Raw genomic sequence first — 23434 nt, forward strand, 5'->3', positions numbered from 1 at the left:
AACCGACTATGGCACGGATGCAGAAGATCTCCGATGCCCTCGGCCGTGCGCAGGCGGTGCTGCAGGTTGGCGGCACACAACTCGCAGCGGACGGTACGACGCTCCGGGCCTGGACCTCAAGGGCACCGGGGTAGCCGAGCCGTTCATGGCCCGTGACGTCAATGCACTAGCTGTTACACACGTGGGCGAGCACTCACACACCACGGTGATCGGCCATTCATATGGGTGGACGACGGTGGCCGATGCGGCGGCCGGGTACGGCATGAGCACGGACGACGTCATCCTGGTCAATGTCGACCGATGTCAAGGGAGCGCTCAAGTCCGGATAGCCCGCGGTCGGCCGTCGACCACGCCCATTCGGCGGCCCGATGGCGGCAGCGACATCTCGCAGTGCACAGTGTGGACGCCGGCTATAGCGCCGAAGGATTTGCACGGGAAGTGCACATCAAATATGTTGTGGTTCAACATCATTGACTCAACTAGCGAGTAGATCAAGCTGTTTGAGGCGCCGGACCAGCAGACTTGGGAGCCATTGGCCAGTCGATGACGCGGTGATGTTCGAGGTGTGGTCAAGTAGGTGACTGAGCACGATCCTTGCCTCCAATCGGGCGAGTGCCGCTCCCACGCAGAAGTGCGCTCCCTTTCCAAAGGTGATGTGCCCCTTGCCTGCTGGCCGGTCGAGCCGGAATTCGTCGGGTTCGATGAACTGTGCCGGGTCGCGGTTGGCGGCGCCCCATAACAGGAGCAGCCGTGATCCCGCTGGAAGCTGCATCCCACCGAGTTCGGTGTCGTTGACGACGTGGCGGTAGTGCCCGCGAAACGGCGGTTCGTAGCGCAGGACTTCTTCAAGGAACACGCCGAGTTGTTCCGGCTGCTCGCGCAGTTGGCGCTGGATATGTGGGTGAGTGGTGAGTATCGAGGCGGCTGAGCCGATGAGAGATGCGGTCGATTCTCCGCCGGCGCTGAACAGCGTGATCATTATGGCCAACGCGACCAGGTTGTCGAGTTCGCCGGTGGCGCATCCGGTAGCCAGGTCGCCGAGCAGGTTGTCTTGGGGGTTTGCTGCGGCGTGCTCGAACTGATCAATTATGTAGGCGGCCAGTTCCATGACCGCGACACCTGCGGCATCCATTTGTTCTTGTGTCACAAGACCTTCGACTATTTGTGTGGCCGAGTAGCCCCATTGGATGAGTTTGTCGGTAGCGTCGTCGGGCACGCCGATGATTCGGCCGACGATCATCATCGGCAACCTGTTGGCGATGCTGCCCATCCATTCGATATGCCGGTCGTTGAGATGGGTGTCCCAGAGGCGAGCGATGGTGTCGGCGATGAACGGTTCGAACGCCAGGATGCGTTTGGCCGCGAGCTGCGGCAGGAGTGCTTTGCGATGGATGGCGTGAGCGGGCTCGTCGGCGGTAGCAAGTATTTGTGTCTGTCCACCGAGTTCGCCGACGTGAAATGCTGAGATAGTTCCGTCGGGCTGATACATCATGGTGGCCGTCAGGTTCGAGGAGAAGTCCCTGCAGCGCGTGACAGCCTCGTTGACCGCTTCCCAGCCACTGACCGCGTAGAAGCTGGATGCTCCTATTCGATGCACCGGTCCAGCCCGGTGCATCTGCGCATAGAGCGGGTGCGGGTTCTGAACGTACTGGTCATCGAACAGTGTGAGGCCGAGCGCGCCGTCGGACGTAGTCATCGCTTCACGCTGACCGTGAAGTCATCTGTAGGTCAATGGAGCTGGCGCAAGTCGCAATGTGCAGCATGCGGCTGTTTTTGCTCGTGTCTCATTGCACGTGCGTTGATCAGCGCCGATACTGTTACATGACGATCAATTCGTCTCAGATTTGAGAAACTACGCCTGCATCGACACGCGGAGGGACGCTGCATTTGATGGTGCGCGAGGACTGGGTAGTTGGCGGTGACCGACAAGCGGCGGCGGCTGATCGTATCTACGCGGCAGCTACCGACCTGGTCCTGGCCAAGGGCTTGGATGCCTTCGGCATTGATGCACTCGCGTCTCGATTGCATTGTTCTCGCGCAACGATCTACCGATATGCCGGTGGCAAAGCCCAGATACGCGATGCGGTGTTACTGCGCCTGGCGGCAAGCATTATCGACACCGTCCGCAGCGCCGTGGCCGGCATGAGCGGCCAGCAGCGGGTCATCGTGGCAATCAGCGTGGCTCTGGAACAAATCAGATCCGATCCCCTGCGGCGCGTGATGCTTGAGTCTGGCCACTCACCTCAGCCCGGCGAATTGCACGCCTCACCCATGCTCAGCCACCTTGCCGCTGAGCTGACGGGCATCACCAACGATCCCGAGGCTGCGCAATGGATTGTGCGCGTGGTTGTTTCGCTAGCCCTGTGGCCGACACCCAACCATCGTGCCGAGCAAGCCGTACTCCAACGTTTCGTAGCCCCTGCCTTTGCGTGACAACGCCACTCCGAGTTGGCCTCGGTCACCCATTGACGCCTGCCGAGCTAATCTGCCGCAGAGTCCGGATGCCGGCTCCGAGCTCGGCTCTCGACACCACCGTTCAGCGGACTGGCCGTCATGGTGCCGTCGCGGTGAGGTCGGTATCGATACCCTGAAAGCGCAACTCGACGCCCAGTCGCCGTTGCAGGTCGGCGACGGACACGCCGAAGGTCTCGATCACCGTCACACCGCGCGTAGCGGACAGGTCGATGATCGCTATGTCACTGTAAATCCTTCGAACGCAGCGCTTTCCGGTGAGCGGGTAGGTGCGCGCGTCCACGAGCTTCGCCGATCCTCCTTCGGTTTGTCAGCGCTGGTGTTGGCGCACCATGCATCTCACCTCCTGCTACGTGTGCCTGTCGGTGTTTCGTGCGCCACTGCGTCTGGATGATCTGGGCGTGCGTGTGGGTAGCGGGGTCTGTTGGCCGGCCTGTAGTGCGGCGTTGCGCAGTTCCAGTGCGCTGTTGTCCGATGCGAGTTGGCTGTTCTGATCTTGAAGGTCGCCGTTTTGGTCTTGTAGGTCCAGGATGCGGCCGATGCCGGCGATGTTGACGCCGGCGGCGACCAGGGTGACGATCCGTTCGATGCGGGCCAGATCATCGGCGCTGTAGCGGCGGGTGCCCCCCTCGGAGCGGGCCGGGGACAGGAGACCGTGACGTTCCCACAATCGGAGTGATTGTGTTGGGGCGCCGGATAGTTCAGCGGCCACGGTAATCCCGTACACCCCGTGGCCGGGTGCGGGGATGCGCTGTCCGGGTGCCCGGTTTGGCAGGGCGGCGCCGTCGTTGGTCAGATCCACAATCTTTTTCTCGTTCCCTACTTGCATCTGATATCTGCCAGTGCTATATAAAAATCTATACCAGATGGCACAGATAAGCCAGTCTGGTTGACGCAACAGATGGCACAAGGGAAAGGACAGATGGAGGTGGCCACGATGCTGATGCGTACCGACCCGTTCCGGGAGTTGGACCGATTCACCCAGCAGGTGCTGGGCACGGCAGCACGCCCGGCGGGCATGCTGATGGATGCCTGGCGCGACGGAGATGAGTTCCATGTGGAGTTCGATCTGCCGGGTATCTCCGCAGATTCGCTGGATCTGGATATCGAGAACAATGTGGTGACTGTGCGCGCCGAGCGCGCCCCGGTGGATCCGGCCCGGGAGATGTTGGCCGCCGAGCGCCCCCGCGGGGTGTTCTCTCGCCAGCTGGTGCTGGGCAACAACCTCGATACCGGCCGGATCACCGCGGACTACCACGACGGGGTGCTGCGCCTGGTGATCCCAGTGGCCGAGAAAGCCAAGCCCCGCAAGATCACCGTGGGCCGCCCCGATGCGACCAAATCGATCGATGAGACCACAGTGATCAACGAGGACGGCGAGCAGGTGCGCGGCGGTAGTGCGGTCAGGGAGCCGGTCGGCGCCTGACCCAGGTTTGTCCCCTCCGGGGAACCGGGCTGCTGCTCCCTCGCCCCGCCCGGTTCCCCGGTTCCCCGTCGCCGTCAATGACCGGTTTACTGCTGCCGCAGCGACATTCGGGGTCTCGCGCGGTCGCATCCCACAATCTTGAATGGCCGACCTGCTGACAACAGGAAGAGGAGGTGAGCACTGATGCAGAGCACAACGATGGCGGCGCCGGCAGCGCCAAGCCCCACCGAGCCAGAGCTGCTGGCCATGTCCCTGGGCGTCGATGACCCCACGGGGGTGATGGCGCTGATCGCCGAAGTCGACGCCATCTTCCGCGCGCCTGTGGAAGCTCCCCGGTGTCGGCGGCCGGCACCACCAGCGGTCGGGTGCGCCCTTCGCGGGCCCCGGCGCGCTGGTCGGTCTTCCAATCACTCGGCGCCGCGACCGCACAGTGAGCCGGTCCAGCGTATCGATCCGATGCAGCGCAGCCCTCCGATGCGCAGATCACCGGCCCCACAACGCAATCCGACGACTCTGCGACCAGTTCCGTGAAAGCGAGGTGATGGCATCACCGCGACAGCGGCCGGGCCGGCCCACCCCCCGGGCCACATCCTGGGCGTCGTCCCCACCCACGCCGGGTACGTTCGGACACGCCAAAGCCCAACCGAGGCAACACTTCCCCCATGGCGGGTGGCCCCGGCCGCTGCCGACACCGATCACGTGGACGGTCACAACCGCGAATCACGCCCCAGCCCAGGAGAACCACCCATGACTGCCGAGCCCGAACAAACCGATGTCACGGACGAGCGGACCGCGCAGCATGCACACTCAATACATCTTCAGCGCGTGCGCAAAGCAAACGCGGCCGTCAGGGAGGCGCAGACCGCCCTGCGCAACACTGTCGAAGATGCCCGCAAGGCCGGCCACACGTGGGAAGACATCGCTGCAGCCTTCAACAGCACCGGTCATTCTGACACCCCCGACATTCTCGGCATCAGTGATATTCCCAGCATCAGTGACATCGTCCAGACCGTGCTGGGAACGAGCTAAGCCGATCGGCTAAATCTGCTGCCGCTCAATCCAACCCGCCAGGATCAGAAACATCCTCGCCGGGCCAACCACAGCTACAGCCGCGACCGAATGGCCTTGAACAGGCCAGCTTGAGTTGCGTGCCGCTCCTGTGTGCCTCGGATCACGTAATACCGACGTTCGGTTCCGGCCACGGGTCACGACTAACCACATATAGCGGTGGCTAATTCCACGAAGGTTCAGGCGTTCCGGAACCTTCGCGGCGAACCCACCGCTTACGCACAACCCAGATGGCCCGGGAGAACCCCTCCTCGGCGGGGACATTCTCGAAAGGGGAACTGGAGCAGCATGTTTAGTCGTCTACTGTCGCTCGCCGGCGCCGCAGCGGTCCTCGGGGCGTTGCTATCCACCGCAATCCCTGTGCACCTGGGCTCTGTGGACCGGGCCGGAACTCCAATTCCCTGCGGCAACGGCTTTCACCCACGCCTCGAAGTCGCCCGAGAACAAGACCAACTCAACTTCGATCAGCACACCAGCGGCGGGCCCATGTTCGTGACGAGCAACTATGTCGAGCAGTGCCAATCGATACTGTCTGATCGCCAATCAACCACGCTCCCGGTCGGCGCCGGTGGCGCTGCAGCGCTTATCGCCGCCATTGTCCTGTGGAGTCACCGTCGTGCCCACGTGGGCCAGGACCCTGCCGTGGCACCGATGTTGATCCGGCCGATCAACCGAGAGCCTGCATTGTTGTAACAGCGGGTGTGGCACGCGGACTCACGTCGGTCGTCTTCTTGACGGCTAGAGCGGTCTAATGAACCCATGGCAGAACGCGATCGCGATGAATCCGGGCGGCCTCGCAACGATCGACCCCGCGACGCGTGGGGCCGCCCCCTTCCGGCGGGCAGCGAGGGCATTCCCCGCGTGCCAGACGACCTTGAGCTGTCGCCGACTGAAACCCTCGCCTATGCCCAGGGTCTATTGAACGAGGGTTTCGCGTTCACAGCGCATGAGGTTCTCGAGGCCGCGTGGAAGAACGGCCCAGACGACGAGAGACCGCTCTGGCAAGGCCTGGCCCAGCTCGCAGTCGGCATCACTCACGTCCAGCGTGGCAACCGCAACGGTGCGATCGCTCTGCTTCAGCGCGGGTCTGGTCACCTGGGCGAGGTGCGCCAGCCGCCGCCGCACTGCGTTGACATCGACGGCCTAGGCTCCTGGGCCGGTGCGCTGATAACCGACCTTGCCGCAGATGCCGACATCTCACCGACACGTCTGCGCCCGCCGCTGACGACCCGCTAGCGTGCGCTGCTGGCGCGAGACAGTTTGCAAACGGCCACGTCAGCCCTAGCGGGGACACGGCGGTCGTGAGAAGCTACTGCGGACAGAACCAATAGTGCCCAAGTCGCCTAAAAAGGCTTCAGCACAACGCTTCTAGGGCGTCGATCCGCTGACTACCGACGTCGCCGCATCGGCGAAACGCTGTGCAGATGATGTGCCAGCGTCTCGTTCCGTGCTCGGGTGATCGACGCCGGCTATCCAAAATATCCCACAGGTCGTAATCACGATCGTGACCACTAGAACCACCGGCACCCGCCACCAACGACTGCGACACCACCACGACCGGTCGCCCGGCGAAAAGTCCTCCACGACGGTTCCCTCTGCATCCACGCGGTCTGATATCCGACGTCAATGTCAGACACGTTCTTGCAAGGTGTAGTCGGGAGTCCGTCCCGAAACCGAATGCCGCCCGACGGTGACCTAGCGCACAGCAAACGACAGTGCCGGCAACCGAGCGCAGCTTGTCGGTATCTCCTGGGATGTCGAAGTCATCAGCGCGCAATGGGTTTCGCCGGCGCGATGTGCGTGACGGGTGATATGTCGATGGGGCTCATGTGAGCCCGAGCACCATGCAGGCGCGAGAGTTTCGGCAAGCCCCCGGTTCAGCGTTTAATGACAGAGCGCTCGGCGCTAGCGAATCAGCAAGGAGGCGCAATGGCCGGTCTCGACTCGACGGAAGACAGCGACGCGCTGCCACCGCCGCCGATCGCCGAGGGGCAGGTCCACGCCCCGTTGAACCCTGACCGGTCACCGCCCTACCGCGCGGCAGCGGTGGGGCTGGTGCTGTTCGCGGTGCTGGTGCTGGCGCTGACTTGGTTCCAGTTCCGAGGCTATTTCGACACGAAGGCAGTGTTGTATGTGATGTACAACCGGTCCGGATTGTCGATGGATCCCGGTTCTAAGGTCACCTACAACGGGGTGCCGATCGGCCGGCTGCAGGCCGCTGAGGCCCAAAGCGGTAGCGACGGCCGGACTCAAGCCAAACTCGTCCTCAGCGTTGATCCGCAGTATGTGGGCCTGCTGCCCGCCAATGTGGACGTCAAACTGTTGGCCACCACCGCCTTTGGCAACAAGTACATCTCGTTCACCTCGCCGGCGAACCCGTCGCCGCAGCGCGTCAACAGTGGTGACGTGATCAACGCCAGTGGCGTCACCACCGAGTTCAACACGCTGTTCGAGACCATCACCGCGATCTCCGACCAGGTCGACCCGGTCAAGCTGAACGCGACGCTGACCGCGGCCGCCCAGGCGCTCGACGGGCTGGGTGAAAAGTTCGGTCAGTCGCTGGTCAACGGCAACACGATCCTGGCCGACCTGAACCAGCGGATGCCGACCTTCCGGCACGACATCACGGCCCTCGCCGACCTATCCGACGTGTACGCCAACGCATCCCCGGATCTGTGGGACGGCCTCAAGAGTGCCGTGACCACCGAGCGCACTTTGAACGATCAGCGCGGCAACATCGACCAGGCGCTGATGGCCGCAGTCGGTTTTGGCAACACCGGTGGTGACATCTTCGAACGGGGCGGCCCGTACCTGACCCGGGGCGCCGAGGACCTGTTGCCGACCGCCCGGTTGCTGGACAAGTACAGCCCTGAGCTCGACTGTATGTTCCGCGGTTTCGCCACCGGTGCGCCGGCCGCGGCCAAGGGCGTGGGCGGTAACGGCTACTCGCTGGCGATGAATCAAGAACTGGTCGGTGCCGCCAACGCGTATGTCTATCCGGACAACCTGCCCCGGATCAACGCCTCCGGCGGTCCGATGGGTCGACCGGGCTGCTGGACGGTCAGCAAGGACATCTGGCCGATGCCGTACATGGTGATGGACACTGGCGCGTCGATCGCGCCGTACAACCACCTTGGCCTGGGTTCGCCTTTCGCGTCCGAATACGTCTGGGGCCGTCAAGACGGGGACTACACCATCAACCCATGACCCGAGTGTCGCCCGGCGGCACAGTTGGGGTGCTCTGGTACGGGTGTACGTCACCTTCACGCTCCCGTGGACGCTGACCTCAGTGTTGTCGGGGTGGGCTTGCCGACGCGGGAATGGTGGGTCCGCTATCGATTCCCAGGTACATCCACGACGTACCCGAGAAGCTTGGTGAACGGCGAAAACGCAAGGGCTGCAACCACATCACGGCCGGAGCTGAGGTGGGCCGCATTGCCGCAGGACGGACGGACCCGGTCGACTGGCAGTGTCCCGATCGCACGCCTGCGCAATGTCGATGACGGTGACGCGGCGTCGATCCTCGCAGGGACCTACCGTCCCGGTGTCGACGGTTCTGGAGCGGGGTCGGGCGCTGGCCTGAGCAGTCGGTGTGCGATCACGCCGATCACCAGCGCCCAGAACGCCGCACCGACACCGGCCACCGTCGTCCCCGAAGCTGCAACGACAAGCGTCACCACTGCAGGGAGTCGCGCCGATTCGTCGGCCATTGCTCCCGCGCAGGCGCCGGCAAAAGCACTGAGCAGCGCCACACCGGCAACGGCCTGCACGACACCGGCCGGGGCGGAGAGAACAGCCGCTGTCAGTCCGGTGGAGACCAGGCCGAGCCCGCAGTACACCGCGCCGGTCGTGAACCCGGCGATCCAGCGGCGGCGGGGGTTCGGGTCGGCGTCCGGTGCGGCTGCCAACGCGGCGCTGATCGCGGCCAGGTTGACGGCGTGTCCGCCGAACGGAGTCGCCAGCAAGGAACCGATCCCGGTCACCGTCAGCGCCGGACGCCAGGGAACGCGGTAGCCGAAACCCGACATGACTGCGACGCCGGGGATGTTCTGCGCTGCCATTGTCACGATGTACAGCGGCACAGCGATGCCGGTGAGGGCTTGCAACGTGAAGCTGGGAGCCGTGAACTGCAGGTGGGGGATCCATGCACTGGCTGCGGGCAGGGCGTGGTTTCGGACCAGCGTCACCGCGATCACCACCAGGGCGGCGCCGAACGCGGCCGGTACCGCCCAGCGGGGTCGCAGCGCCACCATGATGAGCCACACCACCAGCACCGGTGCGATCGCGCCCGGATCGTGGGCCAAGGCGGTTACCGGAGCAACGCAGAGCGGGAGGAGGACCCCCGCGAGCATCGCCTGAGCGACGGGATTGGGGATGCGGGTGACCAGGCGTGCGAGCGCCGGCCAGAGGCCGGTCGCCAGCAGCAGCACCGCCGTGAGCGCGAACGCACCGACGGCCGCGGACCATCCGCCGGCCACCGCACCGGTCGTGACCAGCAGCGCCGCGCCGGGCGTCGACCATGCACTGGTGATCGGCATCCGGAACCGCCGCGACAACAGCATCGATGACGCGCCCATCGCCAAACTCACCGCCACCAAACCCGAGGCCGCCTGTTGCGGATTTGCGCCCGCTGCCCGCAATCCCGCGAGAACCACCGCGAACGACGACGTGAAGCCGACCAGCGCGCACACCACGCCGGCACTGATCGGGACTGCCTTCGAGACGTCCTGTTCCATCCGCACTCTCCGTTCTGAATACGGAACGTTCTGTAAACAGAACGTATCATGGGGCGATGTACGCGGGAGAGGTCGGTCGCCGATTGCGAGAGCTACGGGTCGAGCGGGGTCTGAGCCTGTCCGAGCTCGCCCGCAGAGCGGGGGTGGGCAAGGGGTCGTTGTCCGAGATCGAGTCGGGCGGTCGCAATCCCACGGTCGAGACCCTCTACGCCCTGTGTGGACCCCTGGATGTGCCGCTGACCGCGCTGGTCGGGGAGTCTCCGGGCGTGCACTCTGCCGCCGGCGGCGGGATGCGCACGGTGCTGCTCTCGGTGCGGCACCTGCCCCGGGTGACCGTCGAGGTGTTCCGCCTGGAGTTCCCCGACGGCGCCGAGCACATCTCGCCGTCGCACGGGGTGGGCGTTCGCGAGCACCTCACGGTCGTCGACGGCAAGGTGCTGGCCGGGCCGGTCGGTGAGGAGAGCCTGGTCGAGGAGGGGGCGACGCTGAGTTGGCTGAGCGATCGCCGCCACCGGTTCGCCGCCGTCGATGGTGCTGCCGAAGCGGTAGTGGTGATCACCACCCCGCGGTGAGGCCGGCGGAAGGACGCAAGCCGTCCGGCTAGGCGGGGAAATCCGCGCTGCGAGAGAGTGTTTCGCTGGCCCGGATGTCGGCCAGGTTCTGCTCCAGAGCATCGATCACGGCGTCGTATCCGCTGTTGCCCAGGACCAGTCGGCGCGGCGGCGGGTCCTGGGCCATCGCCGCGAGCACCGCACGTGCTCCGCGGCGCGGATCGCCAGGCTGCACTCCGTCCATCCCGACGAAAGCGGCGCGGACCTGCTCCAGCATGTCGTGATACTCCGGAATCGACTTAGCGACAGGCTCGTTGGTGAAGCCGGCGTAGGCGTTCGTGCGGAACGCCCCCGGTTCGACCGCCAACACGGAGATTCCCTGTGCGGCAACCTCGTCGCGCAGCGCATCGGTGATGGCTTCGATGGCGAACTTCGTCGCGCTGTAGTAGCCGAATCCGACCGCCGACACCAGTCCGGCCACCGAGGACACGTTGACGATGCACCCGCTTCCGCGGGCGCGCATGCCTGGCAGCACGGCACGCGTCACGGACAGCACCGCGAAGAAGTTCAGATCGAACATTGCCCGCAACGAGGTCTCGTCCATCCCTTCGATTGAGCCGTACCAACCGCGACCGGCGTTGTTGACCAGCACGTCGATGCCGCCGAAGTGCTCCTCGGCGGCGCGCACCGCGCGCTGCACCTGCGCCGCATCGGTGAGTTCCAGCGGCACGACGAGAACGGCATCACCGTACTGTTCGGCCCAGGTCGCCAGCTCTTGTGGACGCCGGGACGTGAGCACCACGCGGTCTCCCGTCTCGAGCGCCGCCTCGGCGAAGGCCACCCCGAAGCCGCCGGGCGTGCCCCCTGTGATGAACCATCTCCTGCTCATGGCTCGATCACCAGCCGGCTGATCGACGCGCCGTCCAATGTGAAGCGGTAGTGCAGGTCGACGACCCCGCCGGGGAAGTTGCCCTCCAGATGCTGCCCGACGTCGATGGTCGTGTCGGTGGTGGTCGCGCCGGTGAACTCGGAGGTATAGGTGTACTCGCCGGCCGAGGCGGTCAGCCAGGCCCCGATCTCGTCACGGCCTGTGTAGTCGCGCCCCTCATCGGTCACGACGGCATCGGCGGTGAAGGTGGCAACCGCGCAGCCGTCGTGCGGGGTGCTGAGTGCGGTCATGAACGTCTTTATGTTGCCCGGGAGGGCATCCCAATCTGTGGTCATGACCCCACGGTGGAGCTTCCCGTAGGGGGAGGGTCAAGCCTGGGCCGCGATGTTGACCTTGCCCCAGGGGGAGACTGCAGGATGGCCTCAGCCGATAACGCAGGCGGCCGATCGCATGAGGAGGACGTCGTGGGCGCACAGGTTTCGATCGGTGACTTCGCCGTGATGACCAGCCTGAGTAGGAAAGCGCTACGGCACTATCACGACATCGGGATTCTCGAACCAGCTCACATCGATGCGCACACCGGCTACCGCTTCTACGACACCAGCCAGGTCGATCATGCGCACATCATCCGCCGGTTCCGCACTCTCGGCATGTCCATTCCCGACATCAAGGCGCTGCTGAGCACAGACGACGCCGCGACGCGCACCGAGATCATCACGACTCATCTCGAACAGATGGAAGAGCAGCTGCAGCAGACTCGTGACACCGTCGGCGCGCTGCGCGAGTTGCTTTCTCCCGTGCAGACCCCCGCCTTCGTGCAGGTGCGCCAAGAGCCGGCACTCGCCGTCTGGTCCATTGGCGCCACCATCGAGGTATCCGAGATCGACAGCTGGTTCGCGGCGACACTGGCGAGACTGCGAGACGCAGTTGCCGCGGCGGCGGGCGAACCATCCGCGGTCGTGCCGGGCGGCCTCTACGACCGCGCACTGTTCCTCGAATCACGCGGCCACGCAACTCTATTCGTGCCCGCGCCACAAACCAAGGATCCACCGGAGGGTGTCCGTGCCGAGGTGTTACCCAAGGCCGAGTACGCGGTGCTCACCCACTCCGGTGGTCACGACGAAAGCATCGACCGCAGCTACGGGGCACTGGGCGTATACGCCAACGAGCATCTCATCAGCGGCCAGGGGCCGATCCGTGAACACTACCTCGGCAGCACGCCCTCTGATCCGACAGCGTTCACCGCTACAGAAATCTGTTGGCCGATCTTCAGCACCACCCCGCTGCCGGAATGATGGCAACGCTCGGCCGGCTCAGAGGCGTGCCCGCATCCAGTCGACGAGGCCCGCGGCGTCGTCGCTGGACAGCGCGACGCCAAAGGTGTCGGCCAACAAGGTAGGTACGTCAGAGATCTCGACGTGCCGTGTGCTGCACGAGCCGTCGGGATTCGTTGTGGTCCAGGTGGTTCCGTCGAGAACATGCTGGACGTCGGCGGCGAATCGCTGAACAAACGGCCGGGCGGTGAACGGTGATCGCGGCGAGGTCGACACGAAGTGGTTGGCGACGGCGTAGTCGATCGGATACTGCGGGTCGAGCGTGAAGACGTGCCGGTCGAGCCATGCGACCTTGCCATCGACGCTCGACCGCTGCCACAGCGTCCACTCGTCTGGATGGAATACCTCGGTGTCGGCGCCGAGAGGTGCAGAGGACAGCCGCAACTGCCAGCCGTCTTGATCGACCTCGTTGCCTGCGACGAGCTCGATGGGTTCGAGTGGGCCCCGGCCGAATCCGACATCACACAGCCAGCGTCGTTCGTCGTCGAACTCGACGACGATCAGCGCGTGCGTCCGAGGGCGCTGCGCGTCCGCGCCCAGGGTGACGCGCCCGGCGAGCGCGGTGAACCGGAAACCGAGCCGCTCCAGCGCCGCCGCGAACACCGTCACATGCTCGTAGCAGTAGCCGCCGCGGTTGTGCCGAATCAGCTTGTTCTGCAGGGAATCCAGATCGAGGACGATCGGCCGGCCGAGCATGATCTCGAGATTCTCGAACGGGATCGACGTGGTGTGAGCGCGGTGCAGTGCCGCCAAGGTCTGGGCCGTCGGGTGTCGCTCGCCATCGAAACCGATGCGCGTCAGGTAAGCATCAAGGTCGAGTTCGTCGCCATGCCAAGTGGTCACAGCCCCACGATAGATGGGCTGGCCCTATGCCTGTTTGCGTGACGCTGAGTCAACTGCCGGCAGGTAGATGAGGTCGACCAGCTCGGCCAGGCTACTGGATTGAATTGTGTTGCGCCCAAACAATAATTCGTTACGCACGAGTGCCAGAATGCTTGTTGCCACGCGGTCGGGAATTCTGGCAGGTCCTATCTCGCCTCGATCTCGCGCGGCGTCCAGCGTGCGGCGAATCGTGTGATCCGTGTGTGCGGCCACCTTCGTCTGGAAAGTGTCCAGGGTGGCGTCGTCGGCTTCGGCGATGAGACTGCGGAAGGTGTCGAGTCCGATCTCTCGCCACTCATTGACCAGGGAATTGACCATCGTGAGGATGTCCTCGCGAAGGTTCTGAGACGAAGGCACCTCGGCGGGTGGGGTGCGAAGCGTCGGCAGGGCGTCGGTGACCATTTGCGCCCGAGAACTATAGCGGCGGTAGAGGACTGGTTTTCCGGTCTTAGCGCGGCGGGCGACACCTTCGAAGGTGACACCGGAGTATCCGTGATCCGTCAGCTCGGCCCAGGTGGCGTCGCGGATGGCGGACATCAGCGCGTCGTCCCGGCGCCGTGAACCAGGCTCGGGCGGCACGGCCGCTTCTCGATTAGACACGTTGCGTATCTTATCGGGCCGCGCTACCCTCGCCCATAGGGAACGCACCGTTTCTTATGGGCGGCGCGGACATCGACTCCTTTGAAGCGAAGGTGAGGACTCGTGGCTGTTCAACTGCCAAATGTGGAGGACCTGGACTCGGCGCAACGCGAGGCCTACGAACTCTTTCCGGCGAACCTGTCGAGGGGTTTGGTCATGACCAGGTCCAGCGCGAAGCCCTATCTGGCACTTGGCCTTTCATTTCGCACTGGTGCGTTGTCGCCGCAGGTGCGGGAGTTGGTGATCTTGCGTGTCGGTGCAGTGACCAACGCGCCGTACGAGATCCATCACCACGTGCCCGAAGCGCGGGCCGCTGGGGTTTCGGAATCGATGATCGACGGCGTGCTGTCGGGGACCACGTCGGTCGGGGACCGGTCCGTCGACGTGCTCATCGGGTTCGTCGACGACCTGCTGGCGCGGATCAAGGGCGACGGAGCCGACCCGACTGCCATGCAGGAGTTCTACTCCGACAACGAAATTGCCGAGGTGACCCTGCTGGTCGGCCACTACGTGATGACCGCGATGTTCATCAAAACCCTCGGCATCGTCCCCGAAGAAGGTGCCGCTGACGTCGCGAACATTCTGGCCGACGCCACCGCCAAGCTGCACGACGAACGAGCAAAGGACGGACAATGACCGACGAAATCCCTTTTGAGGAAGGCCTATTCGACCTCGGTGGGGGAGCCCACGTCTTTCTCTCCGGCAATGAAGCTCTGGGATTGGCCAACGCGGGCCTGGTGGTGAGCGCCGGCGAAGCGCTGGTCATCGACACGCTTTACGACGTGCAACATGCGCGGGCAATGTGCGCGTCCATGGACGAACTGACCAAGTCAGCGCCGGTCCGGTACGTCTTCAACACCCATACCGATGGCGACCACTTTTTCGGTAACCAGGTGTTCTCCGCCGATACCGAGATCATCACCACCGAAGCTGCCAGTGCGTTGATGACGCAGGAACATGCCGACCTCACCGCAAAACTACTGAACACGGACACCCAACCGGGCGGCGCCCTGCAGGCCCTCGCACCGCTCGGGCGGCCATTCAACTTCTCCGAGGTGCAGGTCCGGGCCGCTGACACCACGTTCAACGGCGAAAAGGCGCTCAGAGTGGGCAAACTGGATATCGAGCTCCACGAACTCGGACCCGCGCACACGGTAGGTGACGCCGTCGCCTACCTCCCCGAGCTGGGCGTGTTATACGCGGGAGATCTGTTGACCCACAACCCCGTTGCGGTCATCTGGTCGGGTTCGATCCCGAATTGGATCAAAGCACTGGAGCGCATTCGGGCCTTCGGTGCCCGGAAGGTCGTGGCCGGCCACGGTCCCGTACTTATCGGCGGCGAGATCACCGCGGCCATCGATCGCGGAATCAGATTCTGGTCGAGCCTGCATACCGACGCGACGCGTCTCTTCGACCAGGGTGTGCCAGTGGCTGAGGCAGTGGCGCGAATGAACATCGAAAGTTATCCGGAAGCCGTTGCGACACTGCCGGTCATCGTCACCGCGATCTACCACGAACGCGACCCCAACATCCCGTACTTGGACCTGGCGCAGGCAATCGAGTCCATCGCCTCGCAGCTCGCGCACCACGCCCGCCAGTAAGCGTCGGAACGGCGTCCCAAGAATTTCCCAAGGCGGTCACGGCAACCTTGATGCCGACATGGTGGAGCGACAACAGCGGATGCGTCGTGAAGTCGACGGCGGGCTGATGCGCCGGCTGATTCAAACTCGAGGGAGTCTGATGTCTGCAGCAATTCGGTTGACTGCGTTGATGGGTGCGGCCGTGATTGCCGCGGCTACGGCGTGCCAAGCGCCGAGCTCTCCGTCAGTGACGACGACGGTCACTGCGCCTCCAGCGGCCACCACCACTGCGTCTGTATCTACCACCACCGCGAGTGCGACACCCAGCGCCACTGCGAGCGCAGCGCAGAGTCGCACGGCTACGCCAACAAGCGTGGCGCCGACGACGCATCCGTGCGACCTGCTCACCCCAGACGTCGCCAGGAAATACGTGGGCGACGACGCCCAAAGGCAGTTCTCCTACGACGGTCACCCGCCGGTACCGGTCGGCGATGGCGCCTGCTACTACACGGGCGCCACCCGCGAAATCGAAGTGTCGATTCGGCCGAGGCCAACTGACCCGACCGCCCCCATCAACCATTTCCACGTCATCAGCCCGGACAACCGAGTCGACGCCCTCGGCTTCGAGGCCTACTGGTTCGGCCCCGGTGAGAGCCTCGTGGCAGTCAAGGACGGACTGGTGGTTTCCGTGAAGGTCGCAAATATCAAGGGTGACTGGTCAGATCAGGATCGCGCAGACGACGTCGAACTCGCGAAGCTGGTCGTTCCGCGCGTCGGCTGACGGCGTATTCCGGCGTGCTAACAATGCCCGCGTGATCGCCGATAGGACAGGCATGATTTCACCGCGTCCTGCCGCAGCTCTTATCGCCGCGCTGTTGGCGCCGTCGCTGTCGGTCGCAACGGCCAATGCCGACGCCTTCGCGCAACTCGCAGCGGTTCCGGTCGTGGCCTCCCCGACGTGCGGCGGCACCGTCAGCGCCGACGCGCAGGCGGCGCCGGTGCAGATCGGTGACCAGGTGGGGCACGGTGTCGGTGTGTCGATCCGCTACGACGCCGGCATCTACGACGGTTCGTGCACCCTCACCGTGACGGCCGCGTGGAAAAATCTCGACACCGGTGCCGCCGGACGCGGAGACATCACCTCGGTGTCGACGATCGACGGCCATTACGGATTCATCGGCTACGCGAGCACCTCGTTCGCGACGGGCAGCGGCACCGTGGTCATCACGCTGAGTTCGCACCCGGGCGCTGAAATGCGCGTCACGGCGTAAGGCGACGGTCAGTCGATGTCGTGCGGCGCCTGATGCTCGGGCAGGGCCGCGACGTCTTCGCCCTCGTCCACCAGACAGGCGCGGCAGAAGTCGACGCCGAACGGCGTGAGATGGATCGAGCGACGGACGACCTTGTGCGCGCGCACCGAGTGCATCGCGGCCAGGACGTCCGGTTGCGCCTCGACAACCTGGTACTCGAGCGGGTCGCGCAGTTGCTCCTGCGAGAACCAGATCAGTCCCAGCCGGAACAGATTGTTGAGGTAGGCGGGAACGTTGTCCAGATAGCGCAGCCCGGCCCGCGGGCCGATCATGTTGAGGCCCGGAGCCACCAACCTCGAGGACACCATGCCGATGGGGCCACCCGTGCGGACGTCGACCGCTGGCTGCGGCCCGCCGCGCAGGAGTAACAGCAGGATGCGGGCCTCGTCGGGAGCCATCTCCTCGAGAATGCGGGCGTATGCGGGGTGGCCGCGCTCGGTGTTCCACACGTCGCGCGAGCGGGTCAGCAGCGCCTGCCCCTGAGCGCGCAACGACTGCTCCATCTTGAGTTGGCGCTCTTGCTCTTCCTGCTGATGCGACACGTCGTGCGTCGTCGTCACCGTCTCGGTGAGCGAGGCGCTGACCTGGACGACGGCCTGTGACACCGAGACGCCGTTCGAGACTGCTTTGGCCACCTCACCGAAAACAGCGCCGGCCTGGGCGACACCGGCGATCAGCTCGCGGGCGGAGTCGGCCGCGGATGCCGGGTCAGCGGCTATCTCGAGTGCGCGACGACCAGTTTTGAGCCCCGCAACCAGCGTCCACTCGGCGGTACGTACCCAGGCTGTCGCGGCCAGGCGGACCAGGCCGGGCAGTGCTTCGCCGACGCCCGTCGGGATGAGCGACGAGGACTGCTCCGGTGGGGGAGAGAACGTGGCGCTGAAGGGTCCCCACTGGGCGTGGCGCCGTCCGGAACCCTGACGTCGGTCGTCACTCATGCCACACCAAGTCCCAAGAAAATGCCGTAGTGAAGGAAGCCACCTGCCGCGCCCATGATCGCGCCGTGAGCGTAGAGCATCCACTCATCTTCCTTGATAGCCGACCGCAGCATCTCTACGAAGTCGGTGGGCGGAAGTTCTTTGGTGCGTTGGGCAATCAGCGTGCGAATTTTCCCCGACTGCGCCTTCGAGAACTCTTCGTCCTTGAAGGGTGTCAGCGTCCGGCCGACGGCCTCGGCAGCAAAGCCTGCCTTGATCGAGTCGTAAGCCTGGGCTCCGAGTGCTACCCGCGCGGCGCCCCGGATCGGCCCGGCTGCCCGGTCGATCGCCGGGCCCAGCGCGGCGCCCATCAGCTGGCGGGTGCGGTCGCCGCTCGGGCCGTCGATCAGGAAGTCGCCGATGCGTTCCAGCGTGATGACGTCGTCGGCAATGATCCCGGCGTACACCTCGGCGGCCTGCTCTTGCCGGCGCAGGAACAACCCCTGGACCTTGATGCCGAAGTAGCGGGTCGGTTCGGTCGGCTCGAAGATGAGCCACATACCGAGCGCGTTGGTGATCCAGCCGACGAAGACGCCCAGCGTCGGCAGCATCCACCACGTATGGAACCAGTGATCGATGAACGCGACGGGTATGCCCAACACGAACCCGAAGATGAAGCCGAAGTTGACCATCAGGTTGAGCTCGCGCTGGCCGATGTCCTTGAAGACGCGGATGACGAGGTCAGGGTTCTTGCGGAAGTGCTCGATGACCATGATCTTGGGGTCGAGCAACTGGTCGATGTGGATGCCGATCTCGGTGGTGATCGACTGCACCACTTCCGGCAATTGCGACTGGACCCGGGCGACGATCGCGCGTTTGCCGACGGTAGGCAGGTCGCGCCAGAACTGCGGGTCGTTGGCGACCATCACCTCATCGACGAGCTGCGGGATCTCGGGCTGGAAAAGCCGGACGATGTGCTCGGCGATCTTGTCCGGCTCGAGCTGCTGATAGAACTCCGCAGGCGTACCGAGCTTGGCAATGGCCTTGTCTGACGCGATCGAGCCCATCTTGGCCGCGCGCGCCGGCACGATGCCCTGCCAGCCGACACCGCCTTGCAGGATGCCGGGGATTTCCTGCAGTTTGTGCGGCAGCAGCCGTGCCAGCTCCCGCATCCCCGGGATTCTGAACCCGTGGAAGTTGACCGGGTAGAACAGCATGATCAGGCCGGTCCAGTTGATGAGCCAGCCGATCACCGCAGTGAACAACGGGATGCTGAGGAACGCGAACCACTCCATCGGGGTGTGGATCTGGCTCAACGTCCAGTCGCGATTGACAAACCAACTCCAGAATTCGCCGAACGTAGTCCTCACCGCCTTTCGTCGAGCACGTTGATCCGCGACCATGCGTGGCTTTGCCGCCTGTGCGAGTGCACATTATCGGTTGGTGCCGCGTCAGGTTGCTGTACTGAGCCACGCTTTCGCCTCAGCCCGGTATCAGTCGGAGTGGACACACTTACCGTGACCGCCGCGCGGACTCGTACTCAACCAAAAGGTTGACAAAGCTCGGTGCTGGCGCGCACACTCGTACTCAACCAAATAGTTGAGGAACAGAATGACGGACCAGTTGTCGAAAGTATTTGCGGCGCTGAGTGATCCGCTCCGTCGGGACATCGTCGCCCGGCTGACGACGGCCGACGCCACGGTCAGCGAACTCGCCGAACCGTACGACGTCAGCCTGCAGGCGGTCTCCAAGCACCTCAAAGTGCTCGAGGACGCGGGACTGGTCAGCCGGGGCCGCGCGGCACAGACCCGCCCGGTGCACTTGGAAGCGCAGGTGTTCGACCTGATGACCAAGTGGATCGAGCGCTACCAACAGCAGGCCGAACAGCGTTACCAGCGCCTGGATGCGGTGCTGGCAGAGATGAATGACACCGAAGCGAAACCGCGACGAAAGGGCAAAGCATCATGAACACTGCACAGGCCGTGATCGAAGCCGACAAGGATGTGCCACTCATCCGCATCACCCGCGATTTCCATGCCACCCCAGCACAATTGCTGAAGGCACATACTGATCCGGAGGTGTTCGCCCGCTGGGTCGGACCCGACGGTATGGACACCCGGATCCTGGAGTGGGACGCCCGAGACGGCGGCAGTTGGCGTTATGTCGCGACCCGCGACGGCCAGGAGTTCGGCTTCCGCGGCTGCTTCCACACCGTTGGCGAAGACAAGATCGTGCAGACCTTCACCTTCGAGGGCATGCCCGACGACGTTTCCCTCGAGACATTGTGGTTCGAAGATCTCGGTGACGGCCGCACCAGGCTGCATGCGCAGTCGTTGGTGGACAGCTTCGAAGGACGCGACGCCTGGCTGGCGTCCGGGATGGAGACGGGCGTCGATCAGGGCTACGCGAAACTCGACGCACTGGTCGGCGGTCTCTGAGCGCGATGGTTGTTCTCAACGCACTCACGCTCGCCGACCGGCACCGCGCCGTCGCCGCTGGGTTCACCGAACATGCTGCGGCGGTGCGGGATTGGTCAGCTCCAACGCCGGTGACCGACTGGACCACGGGCGACATCGTCGCGCACCTGGTCGGTTGGTTCACCGAGTTCCTCGGTGCGGGCGGTGTGACGTTGCCGGTCGGTCCGCCCGTTGCCGACGACCCGCTCGCGGCGTGGATCGCACACGCCGCGGCGGTGCAGAGCGTGCTCGACAGTGACGCAGCCGACGGCGACTTCAGCCATCCGATGGCCGGTTCTCACCTGCTTGCCGACGCCATCGACCGGTTCTATACCGCCGATGTGTACATGCACACCTGGGATCTCGCCGCTGCCGGCCGCCGAAAATCGGGACTGGACCCCGAATTCGCCGCGCAGATGCTCGCCGGGATGACCGAAATCGAGGACCTGCTGCGCTCATCGGGGCAATACGGGCCACCCGTCGCAGTGGCGGACGATGCGGACCCGGTTACCCGGCTGATGGGGTTCATCGGTCGGGACCCGGCGTGGTCGGGCAGTACGCGCCAGCTCCCGTAGGGGCTTGCTCGGCCCGCACGCGGGTGCATTTACCCCGGCCGCTCAACTCCCGCGAACCCCGACAGCGCAAACCACGTCGGCACGGCCCGCCGCACTGAGCTGGGCGCCTCGATCGCGAGCGCATCACCGCGGAGGGCATCGGTCCACGACAGGTCGCCCCGCCAGATGCCGGTCATGGTGCGCAGGTTTGTGGTGACGGTCGCGGTGGCCGGTTGGCCCGGGTCGGTGTCGCAGACGTACGCGTCGTCGGGTGTGATCACCAGCCACCAGTGGCTGCCGCGCGGCTCGACATCGGGGAAGCGGAAGTGGACGACGGCGTTCCCGTCGGGGACCGCTCCGTGGTTGATGTTGCGGTGCATGTCCCATAGGAGCAGTTTCGGGTCGAGGTCCTCGTCGCCGAGTTCACCGATCCACCGGATGCCCCACGTCCCGACGGCCTCGACGATGGGCCAGAGTTCACGGCCGGCCTCGGTCAGCACATAGCGGACATCGGTGCCGTCCGCTCGTCGCTCCACGATCCCCGCGCGGGTGAGCTGCTGCAGCCGCTTGGACAGCAGCGTCGGCGACATCTGCGGGACGCCGCGACGGAGGTCATTGAAACCTTCACTGCCACAGTCGAGTTCGCGGATGATCAGCATGGTCCATCGCTCGTCGAGCAACTCCATCGCTTTCGCCACGGGGCAGAACTGGTGGTACGAAGCGCCCATCGGCTCAGCGTATGACCATCGCTGTGGGCGGTCCAGATCTTGTACCAGTTGCCGCGACGAGGGGCTCGTAGCGTCAGCACCAGAGAGAAGGGAGCCGACATGACCACCACAGCCTCATTGGCCGACGAGGACCGCGCGCTCAAGGAGCGCACCGCGCAATGTGGGCGCTGGGCGACTACCCGACGTTGGCGAACGACATCATCGCCGGGCTCGGCCCAGTGCTCGTCACTGCCTGCGAGATCCCGGCCGGGCCAGCGAGTGCTGGACGTCGCCGCGGGATCCGGCAACGCTGCCATTCCCGCTGCCCGCGCGGGCGCCGACGTCGTCGCCTCCGACCTGACGCCCGAACTCCTCGGCGCCGGAAAGGAATTTTAGGTTGCATTTCTCCGTGTCATATCCCACTCCTCTGACCTGCGACTTCGCAGGATTGCATCAGGTTTGGCGGGCGGGTTTTGCATCGTAGATGACGAATCCTAGAACGGTACGGTCGTACCCAAATGGGTCAACCCTCGCGGACAGGCGCGGGCTCCGTCGCTGCACAGTTCGGGCACCGAAGTAGCCGGCGACCTCGACTCCGTGGCCGCTCCCACGTGCGGTCACATTGAGAGCACTTGAGAGTCCGAATCTTCGGAGGCTGCTGAGCTACAACAGGTTTCACGCGAAATGTCCGTTAACGACGCTCCACACGAGAGGTGCCCGGAGCCGACGAAATACCTCAGCCAACTGCACATGCAAAGCGCTGCCGTCAAAGCCTGGCGCCTCAGCTAACATTGACGACGAGCCATGAATTCATGTTGGCCCGCGGTCCCGGTGCAGTTGATCGAAGTACCTAGGCGCAACTGACGACGGAGTTCGCCCCAGAGGCGTTGGCGCTTTCGGACTTCTTCCCATGAGACTCAGGGGCGTAACTTCTCCGGCAGCTCACGGTCATGCACGGATGTGCCCAGCGTTCGCAGCAGCGCCAGCGCCCGCTCCGAGGGGGACCCCGCAACGGTGGTGACCACGATCAGGCTCTGACCAGGCGAGCGCGCGATGGCCAACGTCTGCTGGGTGACAGTCAGGGCGCCTACCACCGGATGGTGTAGGTCATAGGACGCGGCATCACAGGGCGTGATCCGATGATCGCCCCACATCGCGACGAACTCCGAGCTCTTCATCGTCAGCTCACCGATGAGAGCGGCGAGGTCACGATCGTCGGGATACCGGCCCACGGCGATACGCAGATTGCCGACCACTGCCCTGGCCTTGCGCCGCCAGTCCGTGTAGAGCTCGCGCTTGTGTCCGTCCAAGAACACCATTCGGCTCATGTTGGGTCGGTTCACCACATCGTCAACGGCGGTCCGGTCGACGTGTCCCGCCAGCAGCGCGTGCCCCAGCTGATTCCAGGCCAGCACATCGGTGCGCCGGCCCAGAACGAGCGCCGGAACACCGTCGAGGGCGCGAAGCAGATCCCGCGTCTCGTCACTCACCTTCTCTGGCCGCGGGCGCCGCGGCCGAGATGCCCGCCGCGCAGCCCCCGCCAACCGTTCGAGGTGCTCACGTTCGTGCGTATCGAGTTGCAGCGCAACGGCAATCGCTTCCAGAACCTCGGGTGACGCGCCGCGGGAGATCCCCTGCTCGAGCCGCGTGTAATAGGGCACGCTGACTCCCGCCAGGTGCGCCACCTCGTCGCGGCGCAGACCCTGCACCCGTCGTCGCGCACCGAAGTCCGGCAAACCGATGTCCTCGGGGCGGGTGCGCGCGCGCCGCGCCTGCAGAAATTCTCCGAGCGGCCCAGGTCCGTCCATCTCCTCAGTATCCGTGTGGTGTCAGATCCCAGCCACACCCTGCCAGGGGTAGGACCGACGAGGTGTGGCTACCCACCGCGCCCGTCCACAAACTCGTGTGAGCAC

At 64.7% G+C, this 23434-nt stretch carries 26 protein-coding genes and 1 pseudogene; 15 read left to right on the top strand and 12 right to left on the bottom strand.

What is annotated here, in order from left to right; all coding sequences use genetic code 11:
* Positions 1-475 precede the first annotated feature (475 nt).
* The gene (locus TL10_RS16025; RefSeq protein WP_043986350.1) at positions 476-1696 is read right to left on the bottom strand and encodes a cytochrome P450; all 1221 of its coding nucleotides are present in this window, start codon (positions 1694-1696) and stop codon (positions 476-478) included.
* 194 nt (positions 1697-1890) lie between these two features.
* Here TL10_RS16025 and TL10_RS16030 point away from each other — a divergent pair, with 194 nt between their 5' ends.
* Positions 1891-2433, top strand: a complete 543-nt coding sequence (locus TL10_RS16030) for a TetR/AcrR family transcriptional regulator (RefSeq protein ID WP_043986351.1) — start codon at positions 1891-1893, stop codon at positions 2431-2433.
* A 118-nt stretch (positions 2434-2551) separates the two neighbouring features.
* Here TL10_RS16030 and TL10_RS30980 read toward each other — a convergent pair whose 3' ends face one another.
* Together TL10_RS30980 and TL10_RS16035 are read right to left on the bottom strand one after the other, a co-directional pair.
* Entirely contained in the window at positions 2552-2755 is a 204-nt protein-coding gene (locus TL10_RS30980) for a hypothetical protein (RefSeq protein ID WP_131630749.1), read from the bottom strand.
* A 66-nt stretch (positions 2756-2821) separates the two neighbouring features.
* A complete protein-coding gene (locus TL10_RS16035) occupies positions 2822-3277 on the bottom strand; it encodes a MerR family transcriptional regulator (RefSeq protein WP_390892709.1) in 456 nt (151 codons plus the stop codon).
* 132 nt (positions 3278-3409) lie between these two features.
* On the opposite strand from TL10_RS16035, the gene TL10_RS16040 reads away from it, so the two are divergent.
* The 4 genes from TL10_RS16040 to TL10_RS16065 all read left to right on the top strand — a co-directional run bounded on the left by TL10_RS16040 (position 3410) and on the right by TL10_RS16065 (position 8173).
* On the top strand, positions 3410-3898 hold the full coding sequence (locus tag TL10_RS16040) for an Hsp20/alpha crystallin family protein (protein WP_043986389.1): 489 nt from the start codon (positions 3410-3412) through the stop codon (positions 3896-3898).
* 747 nt (positions 3899-4645) lie between these two features.
* Positions 4646-4927 (top strand): hypothetical protein, encoded by a 282-nt coding sequence (locus TL10_RS16050; RefSeq protein WP_131630750.1) that lies wholly within the window; start codon positions 4646-4648, stop codon positions 4925-4927.
* Between the two features lie 798 nt (positions 4928-5725).
* A complete protein-coding gene (locus TL10_RS16060) occupies positions 5726-6202 on the top strand; it encodes a DUF309 domain-containing protein (protein WP_043986353.1) in 477 nt (158 codons plus the stop codon).
* 693 nt (positions 6203-6895) lie between these two features.
* Positions 6896-8173 (top strand): MCE family protein, encoded by a 1278-nt coding sequence (locus tag TL10_RS16065; RefSeq protein ID WP_082067960.1) that lies wholly within the window; start codon positions 6896-6898, stop codon positions 8171-8173.
* A gap of 326 nt (positions 8174-8499) precedes the next feature.
* Here TL10_RS16065 and TL10_RS16070 read toward each other — a convergent pair whose 3' ends face one another.
* Positions 8500-9702 carry a benzoate/H(+) symporter BenE family transporter gene (locus tag TL10_RS16070; protein ID WP_043986354.1) on the bottom strand — a complete coding sequence of 401 codons (1203 nt, stop codon included), beginning with the start codon at positions 9700-9702 and terminating at the stop codon, positions 8500-8502.
* A 56-nt stretch (positions 9703-9758) separates the two neighbouring features.
* Here TL10_RS16070 and TL10_RS16075 point away from each other — a divergent pair, with 56 nt between their 5' ends.
* Positions 9759-10274, top strand: coding sequence for a type II toxin-antitoxin system RelB family anti-toxin (locus TL10_RS16075; protein WP_043986355.1), 516 nt, complete (start codon positions 9759-9761; stop codon positions 10272-10274).
* A 28-nt stretch (positions 10275-10302) separates the two neighbouring features.
* Here TL10_RS16075 and TL10_RS16080 read toward each other — a convergent pair whose 3' ends face one another.
* A complete protein-coding gene (locus TL10_RS16080) occupies positions 10303-11142 on the bottom strand; it encodes an SDR family NAD(P)-dependent oxidoreductase (RefSeq protein ID WP_043986356.1) in 840 nt (279 codons plus the stop codon).
* Positions 11139-11477 carry a hypothetical protein gene (locus tag TL10_RS16085; RefSeq protein ID WP_043986357.1) on the bottom strand — a complete coding sequence of 113 codons (339 nt, stop codon included), beginning with the start codon at positions 11475-11477 and terminating at the stop codon, positions 11139-11141. Before TL10_RS16085 ends, TL10_RS16080 begins: the two co-directional genes overlap by 4 nt.
* A 129-nt stretch (positions 11478-11606) precedes the next feature.
* On the opposite strand from TL10_RS16085, the gene TL10_RS16090 reads away from it, so the two are divergent.
* Complete coding sequence (locus tag TL10_RS16090) at positions 11607-12437, top strand: MerR family transcriptional regulator (RefSeq protein WP_110789103.1); 831 nt, start codon at positions 11607-11609, stop codon at positions 12435-12437.
* A gap of 18 nt (positions 12438-12455) precedes the next feature.
* Here TL10_RS16090 and TL10_RS16095 read toward each other — a convergent pair whose 3' ends face one another.
* Both TL10_RS16095 and TL10_RS16100 read right to left on the bottom strand, forming a co-directional pair.
* Positions 12456-13319: an arylamine N-acetyltransferase family protein gene (locus TL10_RS16095; RefSeq protein ID WP_043986359.1), complete on the bottom strand. Its 864-nt coding sequence runs from the start codon at positions 13317-13319 to the stop codon at positions 12456-12458.
* Positions 13320-13343: 24 nt separating this feature from the next.
* Positions 13344-13895: a TetR/AcrR family transcriptional regulator gene (locus tag TL10_RS16100; protein ID WP_043986391.1), complete on the bottom strand. Its 552-nt coding sequence runs from the start codon at positions 13893-13895 to the stop codon at positions 13344-13346.
* 165 nt (positions 13896-14060) lie between these two features.
* On the opposite strand from TL10_RS16100, the gene TL10_RS16105 reads away from it, so the two are divergent.
* From TL10_RS16105 to TL10_RS16120, 4 genes are all read left to right on the top strand, one after another.
* Positions 14061-14633 (top strand): carboxymuconolactone decarboxylase family protein, encoded by a 573-nt coding sequence (locus TL10_RS16105; RefSeq protein ID WP_043986361.1) that lies wholly within the window; start codon positions 14061-14063, stop codon positions 14631-14633.
* Complete coding sequence (locus tag TL10_RS16110; RefSeq protein WP_043986363.1) at positions 14630-15598, top strand: MBL fold metallo-hydrolase; 969 nt, start codon at positions 14630-14632, stop codon at positions 15596-15598. The genes TL10_RS16105 and TL10_RS16110 overlap by 4 nt, the downstream gene beginning before the upstream one ends.
* A 352-nt stretch (positions 15599-15950) precedes the next feature.
* Entirely contained in the window at positions 15951-16358 is a 408-nt protein-coding gene (locus tag TL10_RS16115; protein WP_043986365.1) for a hypothetical protein, read from the top strand.
* A gap of 52 nt (positions 16359-16410) precedes the next feature.
* Positions 16411-16848, top strand: a complete 438-nt coding sequence (locus TL10_RS16120) for a hypothetical protein (RefSeq protein WP_043986366.1) — start codon at positions 16411-16413, stop codon at positions 16846-16848.
* 8 nt (positions 16849-16856) lie between these two features.
* Here the strand turns inward: TL10_RS16120 and TL10_RS31715 are convergent, their stop codons facing one another.
* Both TL10_RS31715 and TL10_RS16130 read right to left on the bottom strand, forming a co-directional pair.
* Positions 16857-17825 (bottom strand): Abi-alpha family protein, encoded by a 969-nt coding sequence (locus tag TL10_RS31715; protein WP_043391625.1) that lies wholly within the window; start codon positions 17823-17825, stop codon positions 16857-16859.
* A complete protein-coding gene (locus tag TL10_RS16130; protein ID WP_052506433.1) occupies positions 17822-19174 on the bottom strand; it encodes a DUF445 domain-containing protein in 1353 nt (450 codons plus the stop codon). Before TL10_RS16130 ends, TL10_RS31715 begins: the two co-directional genes overlap by 4 nt.
* Before the next feature lie 241 nt (positions 19175-19415).
* Between TL10_RS16130 and TL10_RS16135 the strand changes: the two genes are divergently transcribed.
* The 3 genes from TL10_RS16135 to TL10_RS16145 are packed head-to-tail and all read left to right on the top strand — an operon-like array spanning position 19416 to position 20835.
* Entirely contained in the window at positions 19416-19772 is a 357-nt protein-coding gene (locus TL10_RS16135; protein ID WP_043986368.1) for an ArsR/SmtB family transcription factor, read from the top strand.
* The gene (locus tag TL10_RS16140; protein WP_043986369.1) at positions 19769-20242 is read left to right on the top strand and encodes an SRPBCC domain-containing protein; all 474 of its coding nucleotides are present in this window, start codon (positions 19769-19771) and stop codon (positions 20240-20242) included. Before TL10_RS16135 ends, TL10_RS16140 begins: the two co-directional genes overlap by 4 nt.
* A gap of 5 nt (positions 20243-20247) precedes the next feature.
* A complete protein-coding gene (locus TL10_RS16145; RefSeq protein ID WP_043986370.1) occupies positions 20248-20835 on the top strand; it encodes a TIGR03086 family metal-binding protein in 588 nt (195 codons plus the stop codon).
* A 29-nt stretch (positions 20836-20864) separates the two neighbouring features.
* On the opposite strand, the gene TL10_RS16150 is transcribed toward TL10_RS16145, so the two are convergent.
* A complete protein-coding gene (locus TL10_RS16150) occupies positions 20865-21542 on the bottom strand; it encodes a winged helix-turn-helix transcriptional regulator (RefSeq protein ID WP_043986372.1) in 678 nt (225 codons plus the stop codon).
* A 99-nt stretch (positions 21543-21641) separates the two neighbouring features.
* On the opposite strand from TL10_RS16150, the pseudogene TL10_RS30205 reads away from it, so the two are divergent.
* A pseudogene (locus TL10_RS30205) lies at positions 21642-21908 on the top strand (SAM-dependent methyltransferase); the annotation flags it as partial.
* Between the two features lie 530 nt (positions 21909-22438).
* On the opposite strand, the gene TL10_RS16155 reads toward TL10_RS30205, so the two are convergent.
* Positions 22439-23329 (bottom strand): helix-turn-helix domain-containing protein, encoded by an 891-nt coding sequence (locus tag TL10_RS16155; RefSeq protein ID WP_043986373.1) that lies wholly within the window; start codon positions 23327-23329, stop codon positions 22439-22441.
* Positions 23330-23434 lie beyond the last annotated feature (105 nt).

It is taken from the genome of Mycolicibacterium llatzerense (assembly GCF_000878195.1).
GTDB classification, from domain to species: Bacteria; Actinomycetota; Actinomycetes; order Mycobacteriales; family Mycobacteriaceae; genus Mycobacterium; species Mycobacterium llatzerense.